General features: G+C 66.9%; 11 protein-coding genes. 3 read left to right on the top strand and 8 right to left on the bottom strand.

Annotated features, from left to right (window positions below):
• Positions 1–536: 536 nt before the first annotated feature.
• The 6 genes from ACSX1D_RS05600 to ACSX1D_RS05575 all read right to left on the bottom strand — a co-directional run bounded on the left by ACSX1D_RS05600 (position 537) and on the right by ACSX1D_RS05575 (position 10,084).
• The gene (locus ACSX1D_RS05600) at positions 537–1,061 is read right to left on the bottom strand and encodes a DUF3087 family protein (RefSeq protein ID WP_439861338.1); all 525 of its coding nucleotides are present in this window, start codon (positions 1,059–1,061) and stop codon (positions 537–539) included.
• An 18-nt stretch (positions 1,062–1,079) separates the two neighbouring features.
• Positions 1,080–5,135, bottom strand: coding sequence for an ATP-dependent RNA helicase HrpA (gene hrpA / locus ACSX1D_RS05595; RefSeq protein WP_439861337.1), 4,056 nt, complete (start codon positions 5,133–5,135; stop codon positions 1,080–1,082).
• A gap of 136 nt (positions 5,136–5,271) precedes the next feature.
• On the bottom strand, positions 5,272–6,936 hold the full coding sequence (locus tag ACSX1D_RS05590; RefSeq protein ID WP_439861336.1) for an amidohydrolase: 1,665 nt from the start codon (positions 6,934–6,936) through the stop codon (positions 5,272–5,274).
• A gap of 49 nt (positions 6,937–6,985) precedes the next feature.
• On the bottom strand, positions 6,986–8,086 hold the full coding sequence (locus ACSX1D_RS05585; RefSeq protein ID WP_439861335.1) for an extracellular solute-binding protein: 1,101 nt from the start codon (positions 8,084–8,086) through the stop codon (positions 6,986–6,988).
• The gene (gene aguB / locus ACSX1D_RS05580) at positions 8,079–9,026 is read right to left on the bottom strand and encodes an N-carbamoylputrescine amidase (protein WP_439861334.1); all 948 of its coding nucleotides are present in this window, start codon (positions 9,024–9,026) and stop codon (positions 8,079–8,081) included. Before aguB ends, ACSX1D_RS05585 begins: the two co-directional genes overlap by 8 nt.
• Before the next feature lie 5 nt (positions 9,027–9,031).
• Entirely contained in the window at positions 9,032–10,084 is a 1,053-nt protein-coding gene (locus ACSX1D_RS05575; protein WP_439861333.1) for an agmatine deiminase family protein, read from the bottom strand.
• A 135-nt stretch (positions 10,085–10,219) separates the two neighbouring features.
• On the opposite strand from ACSX1D_RS05575, the gene ACSX1D_RS05570 reads away from it, so the two are divergent.
• On the top strand, positions 10,220–11,089 hold the full coding sequence (locus ACSX1D_RS05570) for a LysR family transcriptional regulator (RefSeq protein WP_439861332.1): 870 nt from the start codon (positions 10,220–10,222) through the stop codon (positions 11,087–11,089).
• A 46-nt stretch (positions 11,090–11,135) separates the two neighbouring features.
• Here ACSX1D_RS05570 and fadD1 read toward each other — a convergent pair whose 3' ends face one another.
• Together fadD1 and fadD2 are read right to left on the bottom strand one after the other, a co-directional pair.
• Positions 11,136–12,827, bottom strand: a complete 1,692-nt coding sequence (fadD1, locus tag ACSX1D_RS05565) for a long-chain-fatty-acid--CoA ligase FadD1 (RefSeq protein WP_439861331.1) — start codon at positions 12,825–12,827, stop codon at positions 11,136–11,138.
• A 392-nt stretch (positions 12,828–13,219) separates the two neighbouring features.
• Positions 13,220–14,908 (bottom strand): long-chain-fatty-acid--CoA ligase FadD2, encoded by a 1,689-nt coding sequence (gene fadD2, locus ACSX1D_RS05560; protein WP_439861330.1) that lies wholly within the window; start codon positions 14,906–14,908, stop codon positions 13,220–13,222.
• Positions 14,909–15,132: 224 nt separating this feature from the next.
• On the opposite strand from fadD2, the gene ACSX1D_RS05555 reads away from it, so the two are divergent.
• The gene (locus ACSX1D_RS05555) at positions 15,133–16,092 is read left to right on the top strand and encodes an alpha/beta hydrolase (protein WP_439861329.1); all 960 of its coding nucleotides are present in this window, start codon (positions 15,133–15,135) and stop codon (positions 16,090–16,092) included.
• On the top strand, positions 16,089–16,559 hold the full coding sequence (locus ACSX1D_RS05550) for a MaoC family dehydratase (protein ID WP_208708860.1): 471 nt from the start codon (positions 16,089–16,091) through the stop codon (positions 16,557–16,559). The genes ACSX1D_RS05555 and ACSX1D_RS05550 overlap by 4 nt, the downstream gene beginning before the upstream one ends.
• The last annotated feature ends 99 nt before the right edge of the window (positions 16,560–16,658 follow it).

The following is a 16,658-nucleotide window of genomic DNA, read 5'->3' as shown; positions in this document are numbered from 1 at the left end:
GTCCAGGCCTGGATAGTCAGGCCATAATGCGACCTGGACAGCGGCACCGCGCGAGGGCCCTCCACCCGGTCGAGCCGGCCCAGGCTTGAAGGCAGCGATGCCCATCACCTGGCCCCGCCTGCAATGGACGGGGCCTTTTCGTAAATCGGTGGCACCCCTCCAGCTCTATCGGGGTTCCGAACGGATACTCGCCCCTCTGCCGGCGGATTCGCATCATCTCGGCGAGCTGGCCCGGGTGACCACTGGTGGAAAACGCTTCGCGGTTTTCCACCCTACACGGACTCGATGGCTATGTAAGGTGGACAACGCCTTTCTTGTCCACCAGCTTTGCGAGCGACCGCAATGGGGCGGAAGCACCCTTGTCGAAGGGCCGCTACTGGCCGGTTTGGGCCAGTCGCGTAAGGCATCTAGGGTCGCTGGCCGCCTGTCACAACCGGCTGCCGGCCTTCCGCTGCTACTGATGGCATCGGGGCGCGGCCTGACCCAATTGCGCGACGGGAGCACGCCAGCTCAATGCAATCGCGGAAGCCCGCCGCTTAAGAATGGCGCTTGACCGCCTCCAGCCAGGCCGGATCGAGTCGGCTTTGCTCCGGCTCCAGGCCGCGCTGCTGCATGGCCTCGCGGTGACTGTCGATCTCGCGCACCAGCTGGCTCAGCTCGCCGCTGTTGCCGTCCAACTGGTGCATCTGGATCAGGCCCAGGTGGTAGAAGCGCAACAGCTTCATGGCCTGCGCGTCGCCCCTCGCCACCCCGGCCTTGACCTGGTGCATCTGGTTGGTCACGCGCATCAGGCTGCGCTTCAGGTGCCAGCCATACACCGCCGCCACCATAAACGGCCGCGACCACAGCTGCAGGCGCACGAAGGCGACGGTCAGGGCCAGGCCGGCCAGCACACCGATCAGGTTCCACCTGAAGTTGTCGCCGCCGGGGGTGCCCAGCAGCTGGCTGCTGGCCGTGGCGCAGAGCAGGGCCAGCAGCAGAAACAACAGCGCGATCACCAGGGTGCTGCGGCGAGTCTGCCGGCGGTAGTGCTCGGGGCTCATGGGCTGGATTTCGAACATCTGGGACTCCCGGCGCGGTCAGGCTTCGACCGCGCTCCACTGTTTGCTCAGGCGCTTGTCCGATACCGCCATCCTGGTGCCCAGCTGCTGGGCGAACAGCGACACCCGGTACTCCTCGAGCATCCAGCGGTACAGCACCAGCTGCGGGTCGCGCTTGCCTTCCTGGGCGTGCTTGCCCAAACGCGCCTGGTACTGCTCCCAGTAGCCTGCCAGCTCGCCGCTCCACACCCGGTCGCGCTGCACCTGGGCGCCGATCTTGTCCAGGCGCTGCTCGATGGCCTTGAGGTAACGCGGCAGTTCCTTGAGCCATTCGCCCGGGGTCTCGCGCACGAAGCCGGGATACACCAGGTTGGCCAGCTGCTGCTTGATGTCGTTGAGCGCCATGGCCTGGGCCAGGTCGATCTTGCCCTTGAAGCGCTTCTGCAGGCCGTGCCACAGCTTGAGGATCTCCAGGGCCAGGCGGGCCAGGCGCTCGGCGTGGGCGGTCCAGTCGCCGCGCTTGCGCTCGGCCAGGGCGGCCAGGGCGGCGCCGTCGCGCGGCAGGCTGGTTTCGCCCTCGAGGATGCAGGCGTCCAGGCTGGCCAGCAGGATGTCCTCGACCAGCGCCTCGATCCGGCCGATCTCGCGGTGCAGCAGGCCCAGCTCGGTCAGCCCCGGCAGCTTGCCGCGGAGGAACTTGGCCTGCTCGGCCAGTTGCTGCAACAGCAGGCGCTGCAGGGCACGGCGATGCTGGTACTCGGCCTCGGCCTGGGTCGGGAAGCGGCCTTCCTTGACCGTGCCGCCCTCCTCGACCAGCGCCGGGTAGACCGTCATCGACAGACCGGCGACCTGCTGCTGGGCCTTCTCGGCGACCTGGGCGAAGGCCTTGGCCTCCACCGTCTTCTGGCTCTTGTCGCTCTGCGGCAGGGCCAGCCCGGCCTGGCTGGCGGCGCTGAAGCGCGCACACAGCTCGGCCAGGTCACGGCCTTCGCCGAGCGGCTTGCCCTGGCTGTCGACCACCTCGAGGTTCATCCGCAGGTGGTGTGCCAGCTGCGCGTCGGACTCGGCCCAGGCCTCCTCCGGCACGCGCACGCCGGTCATGCGCAGCAGCTCGCGGCCCAGGGCCTCGGGCAGGCTGCCGACGGCGAAGCCGATCTTGGCCAGGGCGGCGCCGACGAAATCCGGCACCGGCACGAAGTTCTTGCGCAGCGCCTTGGGCAGCCCACGCACCAGGGCCATGCACTTGGCCTCCAGCAGGCCCGGCACCAGCCACTGCAGGCGCTCGGCCGGCAGCTGCGGCAGCAGCGGCGCCGGCACCCGCAGGGTCACCCCGTCGCGCGGGTGATTGGGCTCGAAGTGGTAGGACAGCGGCAGTTGCAGCTCGCCCAGGCGCAGGCTGTCCGGGTACTGGGCGGCGGTGACCTCGCGGGCGTCGCGGGCCAGCACGTCCTCCTCGCGCATGATCAGCAGCTGCGGGTCCTGGGCGCTCTCGCGCTTGTACCAGCTGTCGAAGCTGGCGCTCTGGTAGATCTCCGCCGGCAGACGCGCCTCGTAGTAGGCGAACAGGGTCTCCTCGTCGGCGAGGATGTCGCGCCGGCGGGCCTTGGCCTCCAGTTCGTCGAGCTTCTCCAGCAGCTGGCGGTTGGCCGTCAGGCAGCGGGCGCGGGAATGCATCTCGCCGCCGACCAGGCCCTCGCGGATAAACAGCTCGCGCGATACCACAGGATCGATCGGCCCATAGTGCACCGGACGGCGGCCGACCACGATCAGGCCATAGAGGGTGATCTGCTCGTACGCCACCACCTGGCCGCGCTTCTTCTCCCAGTGTGGTTCCAGGTGGTTCTTCTTGATCAGGTGGCCGGCCAGCGGCTCGATCCAGTCCGGCTCGATCTTGGCCACCATGCGCGCGAACAGCTTGCTGGTCTCGACCAGCTCGGCGGTCATGATCCACTGCGGGCGCTTGCGCCCCAGCCCCGAGGAGGGATGGACCCAGAAACGCCGCTGGCGCGCGCCGAGGTAGTCGCCGTCCTCGGTCTTCTGGCCGATCTGGCTGAGCAGGCCGGAGAGGATGGCCTTGTGCACCTTGGCGTAATCGATGCTGCGCTGCTGGGCCTCGTCCTTGGCCGCTTGCGCGGGCGCACGATTGCCGTCGTCGGCTCTGCTGGACTGGCCTGCGGCGTTGTCCACCCTGCCCTTGCTGCGCGCGTCTGCCACCCTAGGTTGACCGGAGCCATCCACCTTGCGGCTGTCGGCGAGTTGCAGGTCGCGGACGATCAGCACCAGCTGGCGGTGCGCATCGCGCCACTCGCGCAGGCGCAGGTAATTGAGGAAGTTCTTCCGGCACCAGCTACGCAGGGCGTTGGAACCCAGGGCCTGGCGCTGCTCCTCGAAGCCGCGCCAGAGGTTGACCAGGGCGGCGAAGTCGGAATCGACATCCTTCCACTGCGCATGGGCCTGGTCGGCGGCCTGCTGACGGTCGGACGGCCGCTCGCGCACGTCCTGCACCGACAGGGCGCTGGCGATGATCAGCACTTCTTCCAGGCTGCCCTGCCTGGCGCCTTCGAGCACCATGCGGCCGAGGCGCGGGTCCACCGGCAGGCGTGCAAGCTGGCGGCCCAGGGGGGTGAGCTGGCCGTCGCGGCTGACCGCCGAGAGTTCCTGCAGCAGGGTGTAGCCGTCGCTGATGGCCTTGCCGTCCGGCGGCTCGATAAAGGGGAAGGCATCGACCTCGCCCAGGCGCAGGTGGAGCATCTGCAGGATCACCGCCGCCAGGTTGGTACGGAGGATCTCCGGGTCGGTGAATTCGGGGCGGGCGAGGAAGTCCTCCTCGCTGTACAGGCGGATGCAGATACCCGGCTCGACCCGCCCGCAACGGCCCTTGCGCTGGTTGGCGCTGGCCTGGGACACCGCCTCGATGGGCAGGCGCTGGACCTTGGCGCGGTAGCTGTAGCGGCTGATGCGCGCGGTGCCGCTGTCGATCACGTAGCGAATGCCGGGCACGGTCAGCGAGGTCTCGGCGACGTTGGTGGCCAGGACGATCTTACGTGCGCCCATGGGCTGGAAGATCTTCTGCTGCTCGGCGGGGGTCAGCCGGGCATACAGCGGCAGCACCTCGGTCAGGCGCAGGTTGGCCTTGCGCAGCACCTCGGCGCAATCGCGGATCTCCCGCTCGCCGGGGAGGAACACCAGCACGTCGCCGGGGCGCTTGCCCTCGCTCTTCTCGAACGCGGCGATCTCGTCCAGGCTGGCGAGAATCGCCTGGTCGACGCTGAGGTCCTCCTCGACCCGGTTGCCCTCCTCGTCCTGCTCGGCGGTCAGCGGCCGGTACCAGGTGTCCACCGGATAGGTGCGCCCGGACACCTCGACGATGGGCGCGCCATTGAAGTGCTTGGAGAAACGCTCCAGGTCGATGGTGGCCGAGGTGATGATCAGCTTCAGGTCGGGGCGGCGGGCCAGCAGGGTCTTCAGGTAGCCGAGCAAAAAATCGATGTTCAGGCTGCGTTCGTGGGCCTCGTCGACGATGATGGTGTCGTACTTGTCGAGGAAACGGTCGTGCTGGGTCTCGGCCAGCAGGATACCGTCGGTCATCAGCTTGATCAGGCTGCGCTCGTTGCTCTGGTCCTCGAAGCGCACCTGGTAGCCGACCAGCTCGCCCAGCTTGGTGCCGATCTCCTCGGCCACCCGCGTCGCCACGCTGCGCGCCGCCAGGCGCCGCGGCTGGGTGTGACCGATCAGCCCGTGAGTGCCGCGGCCCAGCTCCAGGCAGATCTTCGGCAGCTGGGTGGTCTTGCCCGAACCGGTCTCGCCGGCGATCACCACCACCTGATGCGCGGCGATGGCGGCCTTGATCTCCTCGCGCTTGGCGGCGATCGGCAGCGCCTCGTCGTAGCGCATGCTCGGCACGCTGAGGCGGCGCGCCTCGACCTTGGCGGCGGAGGCCTGGAAGCGTTCGAGCCACTGCGCCAGCCTGGCCTGGTCCGGCTGCGCCTGCTTGCGCAACTCATGCAATTGGCGGCGCAGGCGATGGCGATCGGCGATCAGCGCCTGATCGAGGTTTTTCAGCAGGAGGTCGAAGGCGGGAGTCTGGTCGGTCATCGGGGCCGTGATGCAGTCATGCCGGAGTGGGCGCGAACGGCGCCCACTCCCAGCGGGAAAATTAGCCGGCGATTGTCGCAGATTTCCCCGCCGCATGCGCCCGGGCCGACACCGCCCCGGCCAAGACCTCAGGCCGTCAGAAGCCCCGGGCGCGGTAGACCTCCTCGCCACCGAGCAGGGTCCAGAGCACCCGGGTCTTGCCGAGTTGCGCGAGCGGCAGCTGGAAGATGTCACGGTCCAGCACCACCAGGTCGGCCTGCTTGCCCGCCTCCAGCGAACCGGTGTCCTGCTCCTGGCGCAGGCTGTAGGCGGCATCCAGGGTGTAGGCGCGTACCGCCGCCTCCAGGCTGGGCAGGCTGCGCTCGCCCAGGCTCAGGGCATTGTGCATGATGCCCAGGGGCGACAGCGGGTTGACGTCCCAGTCGGAACTCAGGGTGACCCGCGCGCCGCTGTCATGCAGCTGGCCCAGCGGCAGCAGTCGATAGGCGCGCTGACCGATCAGCGGCTCGTTGTCCTTGAGCAAAGACGGCGCGAAGTAACGACTCGGCTGGAAATCTGCGGTGACGTTCAGCTGCCGGAAACGCGGCAGGTCGGCCTGGTCCACCAGCTCGACGTGGGTCAGGCGGTGCCGCCCCTGGCCGCCGCCGGCCTCGATGGCGTCCAGGGCATCGCCCACCGCCTGATCGCCGATGGCATGGATATGCATATCGAAGCCTGCCTCGGACAGCTCGCCGACATAGCGCCGCAGCCGCTCGGGACCGAAGTAGTACAGCCCCTTGCGCTCGACCCCCGGCAGGCTCTGGCGGTAGGGCTGCTGCAGCCGGGCGGTGGTGTTGTGGATGATGCCGTCGACGTAGAACTTGATCTGGTTGACCCGCAGCAGGCTGTGCTCGTCGCCGGGTCGATACAGGGACTTGAGTTCGGCCAGCTGCTGCTCATCGTCCAGCGACGGGTAGGCCCACAGGCCCAGCGAAGTGCGCGCCTTCAGTTCGTCGCGTTCGGCGGCCTTCTGCCAGGCCTCGAGATGGCCCCGGCGCCAGAACACCCGGGCATCGGCCACCGAGGTGATGCCGTTCTTCGCCAGTTCGTCCTGGCCGGCCAGCACCGCCTGGTAATAGACCTCTGCGAGCGCCCTGGACGGCGGCAGGGCCTGGTCCAGCGCCAGGTCGCCGGCATTGTCCAGCACCAGGCCGGCGGGCCGGCCGTCCTCGTCGCGCACGATCACGCCGCCGACCGGATCGGGGGTGTCGGCATCGAGGCCGGCCAGCTCCAGGCCCATGGAGTTGAGCCAGTAGGCGTGCGAGGTCTGCTCCATCAGGATCACCGGACGGTCCGCCACCACGGCGTCGAGCAGGTCGCGCGGGGCTTCGTCCTCCTCCAGCAGGGCATGCAGGGCGAAGCCCCAACCCACCAGCCAGTCACCCTCGTCCTCGGCATTGCAGACCTCCAGTTGCTCCAGCCACTGCTCCAGCCCATCCCCGGGACTGAGGCTGCAGTCGCCCTGGGCCTCCGAGGAAGCATCCAGCACATGGGCGTGGCTATCCTGGAAGCCCGGCAGCACCAGGCGCCCCTGCAGGTCGACCCGCTCGGTCTGCGCGTCGACATAGGCCTGCAGCGCCTGGCCATCGCCCACGGCGAGAATCCGCCCGTCCTCGGCGATGGCCAGGGCGCTGGCCCAGGGCTGCTGCTCGTTCACCGTGTAGATCTTGCCGTTGTGCAACAGCGTGGCCGCCGGCTCGGCGGCCTGCAGGGCGCAACTGGCCAGCATCAGCAGGCCGGTGAGGGTCAGGGAGAAACGCATACGAAAGCCTCGTCGATAGATAGCGGTGGCCAGTCCGGCCGCCCAACGGTCACTGCACCGAGGCAGTCTTGAAGTTGGTCCAGGTGCGCATGCGCGCACGCATGTCGCGCTGCGGGATGTCCTTGCCGGGGAACAGCCGCGCGTAACTCGCCTCGCTCGGGTAGATGTCCGGGTTGTCGCGCATCTGCGGATCGACGGCGGCACGCGCCTTGGCGTTGGAGGTGGGGTAGCCGGTGAAGTTGGAGATGGCCGCCATGTTCTCTGGGCGCATGACGAAGTTGATGAAGGCGTAGGCGTACTCCGGATGCTTGGCGTCCACGGGGATCGCCATGGTGTCCATCCACACCGCGGAGCCCTCGCTGGGGATGCGGTACTGGAAGTCCACCTGCTTGCCGGCGGCGTCTGCCGTGCGTTGGGCCTGGGTCATGTCGCCGCTGTAGCCGAGCGACAGACAGAGGTTGCCGTTGACCAGGTCGGTGACCGGCTGCGACTGCAGCTTGGTCACATGGGGGCGCAGCCGCATCAGCAGGGCCTGCGCCGCATCCAGGTCCTCAGGCTTGGCGCTGCACGGGTCGCGCCCCAGGTAGTGCAGCGCCACCGCCAGCACTTCGTCGGGGGAGTCGATCAGGGAGATCCCGCAGTCGGCGAACCTGGCCGCCAGCTCCGGCTTGAACAACATATCCAGACTGTTCACCGGCGCGCCCGGCGCCCGCTGACGGATCATCTCGGCGTTGTAGGTCAGGCCGACCGTGCCCCAGGTGTAAGGCACCGTGGCATCGCAGGAGTTGGGGTACTGCGCGTGCAGCGCCCGCAGGCCCGGCTCGATGTCGTCCAGCTCGGTCAGCCTGGCCTTGTCCAGCGGCTGCAGGGCGCCGGCGCGCATCAGCCGTTCGGCCACGGTGTCGCCGGGGAAGATCAGGTCGTAGCCGCTGCCGCCGGACATCATCTTGGCCTCCAGCGTTTCGCTGCTGTCCATCACGTCGTAGACCACGCGAATACCCGTCTCGGCGGTGAACTTGGTCAGGGTGTCCTCGGCGAAGTAGTCCGCCCAGTTGTACAGGTGCAGCACCTTCTCCTCGGCCAGCAGCGGCTGGGTCAGCAGCCCCAGGCCCAGGGCCAACGCGGCCAGTGGTTTGCTGTGCTCATTCATCGTGAACTCCTCGCGCCGTCCAGCGCACATGGGTTTGACGACCGTCCAGGCCCAGCAGGGGCCCGTACATCTCCGGGCGGCGATCGCGGTAGATGCCCCAGGTCAGGCGCTCTTCGCGCATGGCCGGCAGATCCAGGGTCTGCACCAGTACGCCGGTCGAATCGCGGTCGGCCTCGACCAGCTTCTTGCCCTTGTGATCGGTGATGAACGACGAGCCGTAGAAACTCATCGTCAGCTCGGGGTCGTTGCTCGCCACCTCGCGGCCGACGCGGTTGGCGGCGACCACCGGCAGGATGTTGGCGGCGGCATGGCCGCGCATGCACATCTGCCAGTGATCGCGCGAGTCCAGCGTACCGACGCCCGGCGTCGCGGCCCCCGACGTAGCGACGCCCGGTTCGGAGCCGATGGCGGTGGGGAACAGCAGCACCTCGGCGCCCTGCAGGGCCAGACAACGGGCGGTCTCGGGGAACCACTGGTCCCAGCAGATGCCCACCCCGAGGCAACCGAAGGCGGTGTCCCAGACCCGGAAACCGGTATCGCCGGGGCTGAAATACTCCTTCTCCTGATAGCCGATGGCGTTGGGAATGTGGGTCTTGCGGTAGACACCGAGCAAGCGACCATCGGCGTCGGCCACGCTCAGAGAATTGAAATAGGCATTGCCGGCCTTCTCGAACCAGGACAGCGGCAAGACCACGCCCAGTTCCCTGGCCAGGGCGGCGAAGCGTTTGAGCACCCGGCTGTTGCCGTATTCCTCGGCCAGCGCCAGGTGCTTGTGGTCCTGCTCGATGCAGAAATAGGGCGTGGCGAACAGCTCCTGCAGCAGGATCACCTGGGCGCCCTGGGCGGCCGCCTGGCGCACCAGCTGCTCGGCCTGGTCGAGATTGCGCCCGAGCTCCCAGCTGCAGGCGAACTGAGTGGTGGCGATGCACAGTTTGCTCATGCCCCTCACCCCTTCAGCGGCCAGGCCGGCTGTTGCTGGGTGATGCAGTGCACCCCGCCGCCGCCATGGGCCAGGTGGTCGATCCGCACCGGCACCACTTCACGCCCCGGGAAGGCCATGGCCAGGGTCTCGCCGGCCACCCGATCGGCGGCGATGCCGTAGGCCGGCATTATCACGGCGCCGTTGGCGATGTAGAAGTTGGTGTAGGAGGCGCAGAACACCTCGGCCGCACTGTCCAGCGCATCGCTGGCATCAAACAGCTCGAGCAGCTCGAACTTCCGGCCGCGGGCATCGGTGGCCAGCTCCAGGGCGCGGCGATTCTCGCGCACCACCTCGGCATAGGTCGAGGACTGGTCATGGGTGGCATCCACCAGCAGCGCGCCGGGCCGGGCGAAGGCGCAGACGCCGTCGACGTGGCCGTCGGTCATGTCGCCGGTGACATGGTCGGGATCGCCCGGCAGCCAGATGGTCTTCTGCACGCCCAATAGGCGGGCGAAGATGGCCTCCATCTCGGCCTTGCTCAGGCCAGGATTGCGATTGGGATTGAGCAGCACCGACTCGGTGGTGATCAGGGTCCCGTCGCCGTCCACATGGATGGCGCCGCCCTCGTTGGCCAGCGGCGTGCCGAAGCACTCCAGGCCCAGGCCGTTGAGCACGCGCCGGGCCAGGCTCTCGTCCAGGTCATGGGCCGACTTGCCGCCCCAGGCATTGAAACGCCAGCTGACCCCGGCCAGGCCCAGCTGCGGATGGCAGACGAAGCTCGGCCCGCTGTCGCGGCACCAGCTGTCGTTGACCGCCAGCTCGACCAGTTCGACACCCGGCCCGCACAGCGTCCGGGCGGACGCCAGGGCGCCGGGGTCGACCACCAGCCTGACCGGCTCGAAGCGGGCAATGGCGTTGGCCACCCGGGCGAAGTCCTCCTGCACCTGGCCCAGGGTCACCCCCCAGGTGTTCTCCCAGAGCGCCTGGTTATGCGGCCAGACCATCCAGGTAGCGGCGTGCCGAACCCATTCGGCCGGCATGTACCAGGCGTTCTGCTGCGTGTCGTTCTGTTGCATGACGAGTGCCTTTCAGTTAAGTAGTTGTTATCACTGAAAACCGCCAAAGCGGCCATGACACCCATGCTAGGCCTCTAAAAATCACAGAACAAACGATGGATTTTGCCCACAAATGATTAGCAGGACTTATCAAACATGCTCAAGCACTGGCCACCGCTGAACGCCCTGCGCGGCTTCGAAGCCGCCGCCCGCCTGGGCAGCTTCCACAGGGCCGCCGAGGAGCTGCACCTCACCCAGTCGGCCATCAGCCAGCAGATCCGCAGCCTGGAAGGTTATCTGGAACAGCCGCTGTTCCATCGCAGCGGCCGCAGCGTCAGCCTGACCGACGCCGGCTACGACCTGCTCAGCACCACCCAGTCGTTGCTGCAACAACTGGCCGTGGGCATTCGCCGTCTGGAGCAGTACCGCAAGCCCAACCAGCTGGTGGTCAACACCACGCCGGCCTTCGCCCGCCACTGGCTGCTGCCGCGCCTGGGCGATTTCCAGCGCCGCCATCCCGAGATCGATCTGTGGCTGTTCACCACCGACGAGGCGCCGAACATGGCCAGCCAGACCATCGATATCGCCGTGCGCGACGACATCGCCGCCCAGGCCGAGTGCAGCTTCCAGGTACTGCTGCGCGATCGCCTCTACCCGGCCTGCCACCCCAGACTGCTGGAAATGCCGACGGCCGCGCGCAACACTCTGCACGGCGAGCGGGAGATGGACTGGAGTCACTGGGAGGTGGAGGCCGGCATCGATGTCGGCCAGCAGGGCCACGGTTTGAACTTCTCCGACCCCGGCCTGCTGCTGGACGCCGCCTGCCAGGGCCTGGGCATAGCCCTGGTCAGCCAGTTGCTGGCCGCGCAGGCGCAAGCCGGCGGCCTGTTGCAACCCCTGGCCGAACATCGAGTGCGCGGCCCCAACTGGGCCTGGCTGATTCACCGCGACAGCGAACACAGCCCGCTGACCCTCGTCTTCTGCGCCTGGCTGCGCGGCGCCCTGAGGGAAAACAGCGACGCATAAAAAACGCCACCCGTAGGTGGCGTTGTTCGGCGCAGGGTGCGGCGGATCAGCTGGCCTGTTTCAACTTCTTCAGCTCCTCGTCGCGCAGTTCGCGACGCAGGATCTTGCCGACGTTGGTGGTCGGCAGCACCTCGCGGAACTCCACGGCCCGGGGCATTTTGTAGCCGGTGACGTTGCTGCGCATGTGCTCCATCACCTGTTCCTTGGTCAGGGTCACGCCTGGCTTGGCGACCACGAACAGCTTGATCGCCTCGCCGGACTTCTCATCCGGCACGCCGATGGCCGCGCACTGCAGCACCCCCGGCAGGGTCGCCAGCACGTCTTCCAGCTCGTTCGGGTAGACGTTGAAGCCGGACACCAGAATCATGTCCTTCTTGCGGTCGACGATGCGCATGTAGCCGTCGTCCTGGATCAGCGCGATATCGCCGGTCTTGAGCCAGCCCTCGGCGTCGAGGATCTCGTCGGTGGCCTCCTGGCGCTGCCAGTAGCCCTTCATCACCTGCGGCCCCTGGACGCACAACTCGCCCACCGAGCCGAGCGGCAGTTCGTTGCCGGCGTCGTCGATGACCTTGCACTGGGTCGAGGGCACCGGAATGCCGATGGTGCCCATCTGGATGTTGGCCGCCGGATTGACCGAAGCCACCGGGCTGGTTTCGGTCATGCCGTAGCCTTCGCAGATCGAGCAACCGGTGACCTCCTTCCAGCGCTCGGCGACAGCCTGCTGCAGGGCCATGCCGCCGGATGCGGTGAGCTTCAGGGCGGAGAAGTCCAGGGCACGGAACGCCTCGTTGTTGCACAGGGCGACGAACAGGGTGTTGAGGCCGACGAAGGCAGTGAACCGGTACTTGGCCAGGTCCTTGACCATGCTCGGCAGGTCCCGCGGGTTGGTGATCAGCACGTTGTGGTTGCCGGTCAGCATCAACACCATGCAGTGAAAGGTGAAGGCATAGATGTGGTACAGCGGCAGCGGCCCGATCACCACTTCGTTGCCCTCGACGAGGTTGGCCCCCAGCAGCGCCTTGACCTGCAGCATGTTGGCCACCAGGTTGCGGTGGGTCAGCATGGCGCCCTTGGCCACCCCGGTGGTGCCGCCGGTGTACTGCAGCACGGCGACTTCGCCGCTGGCCGGGTTGGCTTCCGTGACCGCCTGGCCCCGGCCCTTGGCCAGGGCGTCGGTGAGCTTGACGGCGTGGGGCAGGCTATAGGCCGGCACCATCTTCTTCACGTACTTGACCACGCTGTTGGTCAGCAGGCGCTTGAGCGGCGCCAGCATGTCGCCGACCTCGGTGACGATGACCGTCTTGACCCCGGTCTTGGGCACTACCTGCTCGGCCAGGTGGGCCATGTTAGCCAGGCAGACCAGGGCCTTGGCGCCGGAGTCGTTGAACTGGTGTTCCATTTCCCGCGCGGTGTACAGCGGGTTGGTGTTGACCACCACCAGGCCGGCGCGGATGGCACCGAACACCACCACCGGGTACTGCAGCAGGTTGGGTAGCTGCACGGCGATGCGATCGCCCGGCTTGAGGTCGGTATGCTGCTGCAGGTAGGCGGCGAAGGCGCCCGACAGCTGGTACAGCTCGCCGTAGGTCAGGGTCTTGCCGAGGTTGCTGAACGCGGGCTTGTCGGCGAAGCGCTGGCAGGACAGTTGCAGTACCGCCTGAATGTTCGGGTACTGGTCGGGATCGATCTCGGCAGCGATGCCAACGGGATACTTATCCTTCCAAAAATTCTCGGTCATGGAAGCCCACTCCTAAGCGACAGCTGATCTGCACCGCGCGAAGGCGGTTGTTTGTTGTTTTGGCCTGCTTTCCGCCGTGCAGGCGGCCTCAAGGCGAGCCGAGAGTAGCAGCTTTACCAGGGGCCGACTAGCACCGAAATCAGCCCGAGAGGTCCATAAGTGACCAAGCTAACGCATTTCAGTCACTTTTCGAGAAGACTGCCAGATTGCCCGACAATCGCCGCCCTGTCCGCCATGCCGGCCGGACGAATCCCCAGCCGGCCGAATACCGGACTGCTCGCGCCGAGACGCTTGCGGCAGGCAGAGCCGACCAACCTGATCGAGACTTGGCGCAACGAAAGCGGACGGGGGTGAACTGGCGCCGCCCGCAGGTGGCGCCAGCCTGGGAGGGATCAGGCGATATCGCGCAGTTCGCGACGGAGGATCTTGCCGACCGGTGTCATGGGCAGCGCGTCCTTGAAGACGATGTGCTTGGGCACCTTGTAGCCGGTGAAGTTTTCCTTGCAGTAGGCCTTGAGCTCCTCGACGCTGAGGTCGCCGCTGCGCGGCACCACGAACAGCTTGACCACCTCGCCTGACTTCTCGTCGGGCACGCCTATGGCCGCGCAACTGGCGACCTTGGGATGGGCCATGACCACGTCCTCGATCTCGTTCGGATATACGTTGAAGCCGGAGACGATGATCATATCCTTCTTGCGGTCGACGACGCGCACGAAACCGTCCGGGTCGATCACCGCGATGTCGCCGGTCTTGAACCAGCCGTCGGCGTCCAACACCTCGGCGGTGGCTTCCTCGCGCTGCCAGTAGCCCTTCATCACCTGCGGCCCCTTGATGCACAGCTCGCCGCGCTCGCCGATGGGCATTTCGTTGCCCTCGTCATCGATGGTCTTGAACGCCGTGCCCGGCACCGGCACGCCGACCGTACCCAGGCGCGCCTTGTCGCCATAGCCATTGGCGCTGGCCACCGGCGAGGTCTCGGTCAGGCCATAGCCCTCGGTCACGGCGCAGCCGGTCATGGCCTGCCAGCGCTCGGCGGTGGCCTTGACCAGGGCGGTGCCGCCGGAGTTGGTCAGCTTGAGGTGGGAGAAATCCAGATCCTTGAACTTCGGGTGGTCCATCAGGGCGACGAACAGGGTGTTGAGGCCCAGCAGCGCGGAGAATTTCCACTTGCCCAGCTCCTTGACGAAGCCGGCGATGTCCCGTGGGTTGGTGATCAGCACGTTATGGTTGCCATTGACCATCATGCACATGCAGTTCGCGGTGAAGGCATAGATGTGGTACAGCGGCAGCGGCGCGATCATCACCTCCTGGGCCGGCTTCATCAGCGGCGCACCGTCAGCGCCAAGCTGCGACATGCAGGCATTGACCTGCAGCATGTTGGCCACCAGGTTGCCGTGGGTCAGCATCGCGCCCTTGGCCACCCCGGTGGTGCCGCCGGTGTACTGCAGCACCGCGATGTCGTCATGGCCGACCTTCACCGGCTTGATGTCATAGCCGTGCCCCTCGGCCAGCGCCTGCTTGAACGGCACGGCCTGGGGCAGCTGGTAGTCCGGCACCATCTTCTTGACCTTCTTCACCAGGGTATTGACCAGCCACCCCTTCAGGCTCGGCATCAGGTCACCCATCCTGGCCTCGATCAGGTACTCGATCTCGGTATCGCCCAGCACCTCCTGCACCAGCTTGCCGAACAGGTTGAGGTAGACCAGTGCGCGCACGCCGGCGTCCTTGAACTGGTGGCGCATCTCCCGGGTGGTGTACAGCGGGTTGGTGTTGACCACGATCAGCCCGGCGCGCATGGCACCGAACACGGCGACCGGGTACTGCAGGATATTGGGCATCTGCACGGCGATGCGGTCGCCGGGCTGCAGGTCGGTGTGCTTCTGCAGGTAGCCGGCGAAGGCGGCGGACAGACGGTCCAGCTCGGCATAGGTCAGGGTCACGCCCATGTTGGTGAAGGCCGGGCGGTCGGCGAACTTCTTGCAGGAGCGCTCGAACACCTCGATCACCGATTTGTAGGCGTCCAGATCGATATTGCTGGGTACGCCGGCCGGGCGCTTGTCGTTCCAGAAATCAGGCTGCATTTATTATTGTCCTCTTCCTCGAGATGATTTCCCCTGCCAAGCGGGACCGCGCAAGAACTTGCCGAGTCACGCCAGGATCTGCGTCGAACTTAACAGTTCCAGTACGGCGCGGAAAGACTGGTACGATCGTCATAGATCGCGTGAATCCTCGATCCGCTCGTGCGGCTGGGAAAGCCCGGGGCCTGCCTCTACAATGCCGACTCCCGCAGGCTCAAGGATTCGCCATGCACCACGAAGCATTCTGGCTGAACAGCAGCGATGCAACGCCCCTGTACGTGAACCGCTGGTCGCCGGAGGCGCCGCCCAAAGCCGTGATCATGCTGGCCCACGGCATGGCCGAGCACAGCGGCCGCTACGACCGCCTGGGGGGCGCGCTGACGGCGGCCGGCTACGAGCTGTTCGCCCACGACCAGCGTGGCCATGGCCAGACCGCCAGCCACGGCCGCCTCGGCCACTATGCCGACGACAACGGCTGGAGCCTGGTGATTGGCGACCTGGCCTGCCTCAACCACCATATCCGCCAGCGCCACCCGCAGACGCCGATCTTCCTGCTCGGCCACAGCATGGGCAGCTACATCGGCCAGGCCTACCTGATGCACCACAGCTGCAGCCTGCAGGGCGCCATACTCTCGGGCTCCAACTACCAGCCGATCTGGCTCTATCGCCTGGCCCGCCTGGTGGCGCGCTTCGAGCGTTGGCGCCAGGGCGCCCATGGCCGCAGCAGGCTGATCGACCTGCTGTCCTTCGGCTCGTTCAACAAGGCCTTCAAGCCCAACCGCACGACGTTCGACTGGCTGAGCCGCGACCCCAGAGAGGTCGACAACTACATCGACGACCCGCTGTGCGGCTTCCTCTGCACCAACCAGCTTTGGCTCGATCTGCTCGGCGGCCTGCAGCACATCAGCCAGACCCAGCACCTCGAGCAGATCGACAGCGACCTGCCGCTGCTGGTGATCGGCGGCGATCACGACCCGGTCAGCGCCGGCAAGCGCCTGCACGACCTGTCCGAAGCCCTGCGGCAGGCCGGCCTCAAGCGGGTACAGCTGAAAACCTACCCGGACGCCCGCCACGAGTTGCTCAACGAGCGCAACCGCGACGAGGTGACCGCCTACCTGATCGGCTGGCTGGACCAAGCCCTTACCCACAGCCGCCACCGCACACGCAAAGCCAAGGAGATCTCATGACCCAGACCAGCAACACGCCCTACGAAGCCCTCGAGGTCGGCCAGACCGCCAGCTACAGCAAGACCGTCGAGGAGCGCGATATCCAGCTGTTCGCCGCGATGTCCGGCGACCACAACCCGGTGCACCTGGATGCCGAGTACGCGGCCGGCACCATGTTCAAGGAGCGCATCGCCCACGGCATGTTCAGTGGCGCCCTGATCAGCGCGGCGGTGGCCTGCGAACTGCCCGGCCCCGGCACCATCTACCTGGGCCAGACCATGCGCTTCACCCTGCCGGTGAAACTCGGCGACACCCTCACCGTGCGCCTGGAAATCCTCGAGAAACTGCCGAAGTTCCGCGTGCGCATCGCCACCCGGGTGTTCAACCAGCGCGACGAGCTGGTGGTCGATGGCGAGGCCGAGATTCTCGCCCCGCGCAAGCAGCAGACCGTGGAGCTGACCGAACTGCCGCCGATCCACATCGGCTAGCCTGCGGGCAACCCGGGGCAAACTTCCCGGTCTAACCCGCACACCTGCCGACAGACCGCCACAACGGCGGTCTGTCTTCTTCCTCGCCGCATCCCACGC

It is taken from the genome of Pseudomonas sp. MBLB4136 (genome assembly GCF_051904765.1).
In the GTDB taxonomy this organism is placed as follows: domain Bacteria; phylum Pseudomonadota; class Gammaproteobacteria; order Pseudomonadales; family Pseudomonadaceae; genus Aquipseudomonas.
Note: the sequence above shows the minus strand (reverse complement) of the source record. Positions and strands in the feature narration are given on the sequence as shown.

Excerpts from the sequence above, each read along its gene's own strand:
- ACSX1D_RS05590 (WP_439861336.1), bottom strand. The coding sequence starts at position 6,936 with ATGCGTTTCTCCCTGACCCTCACCGGCCTGCTGATGCTGGCCAGTTGC.
- ACSX1D_RS05555 (WP_439861329.1), top strand. The coding sequence starts at position 15,133 with ATGCACCACGAAGCATTCTGGCTGAACAGCAGCGATGCAACGCCCCTG.
- aguB (WP_439861334.1), bottom strand. The coding sequence starts at position 9,026 with ATGAGCAAACTGTGCATCGCCACCACTCAGTTCGCCTGCAGCTGGGAG.
- fadD1 (WP_439861331.1), bottom strand. The coding sequence starts at position 12,827 with ATGACCGAGAATTTTTGGAAGGATAAGTATCCCGTTGGCATCGCTGCC.
- fadD2 (WP_439861330.1), bottom strand. The coding sequence starts at position 14,908 with ATGCAGCCTGATTTCTGGAACGACAAGCGCCCGGCCGGCGTACCCAGC.
- ACSX1D_RS05550 (WP_208708860.1), top strand. The coding sequence starts at position 16,089 with ATGACCCAGACCAGCAACACGCCCTACGAAGCCCTCGAGGTCGGCCAG.
- ACSX1D_RS05585 (WP_439861335.1), bottom strand. The coding sequence starts at position 8,086 with ATGAATGAGCACAGCAAACCACTGGCCGCGTTGGCCCTGGGCCTGGGG.
- ACSX1D_RS05570 (WP_439861332.1), top strand. The coding sequence starts at position 10,220 with ATGCTCAAGCACTGGCCACCGCTGAACGCCCTGCGCGGCTTCGAAGCC.
- ACSX1D_RS05600 (WP_439861338.1), bottom strand. The coding sequence starts at position 1,061 with ATGTTCGAAATCCAGCCCATGAGCCCCGAGCACTACCGCCGGCAGACT.
- ACSX1D_RS05575 (WP_439861333.1), bottom strand. The coding sequence starts at position 10,084 with ATGCAACAGAACGACACGCAGCAGAACGCCTGGTACATGCCGGCCGAA.
- hrpA (WP_439861337.1), bottom strand. The coding sequence starts at position 5,135 with ATGACCGACCAGACTCCCGCCTTCGACCTCCTGCTGAAAAACCTCGAT.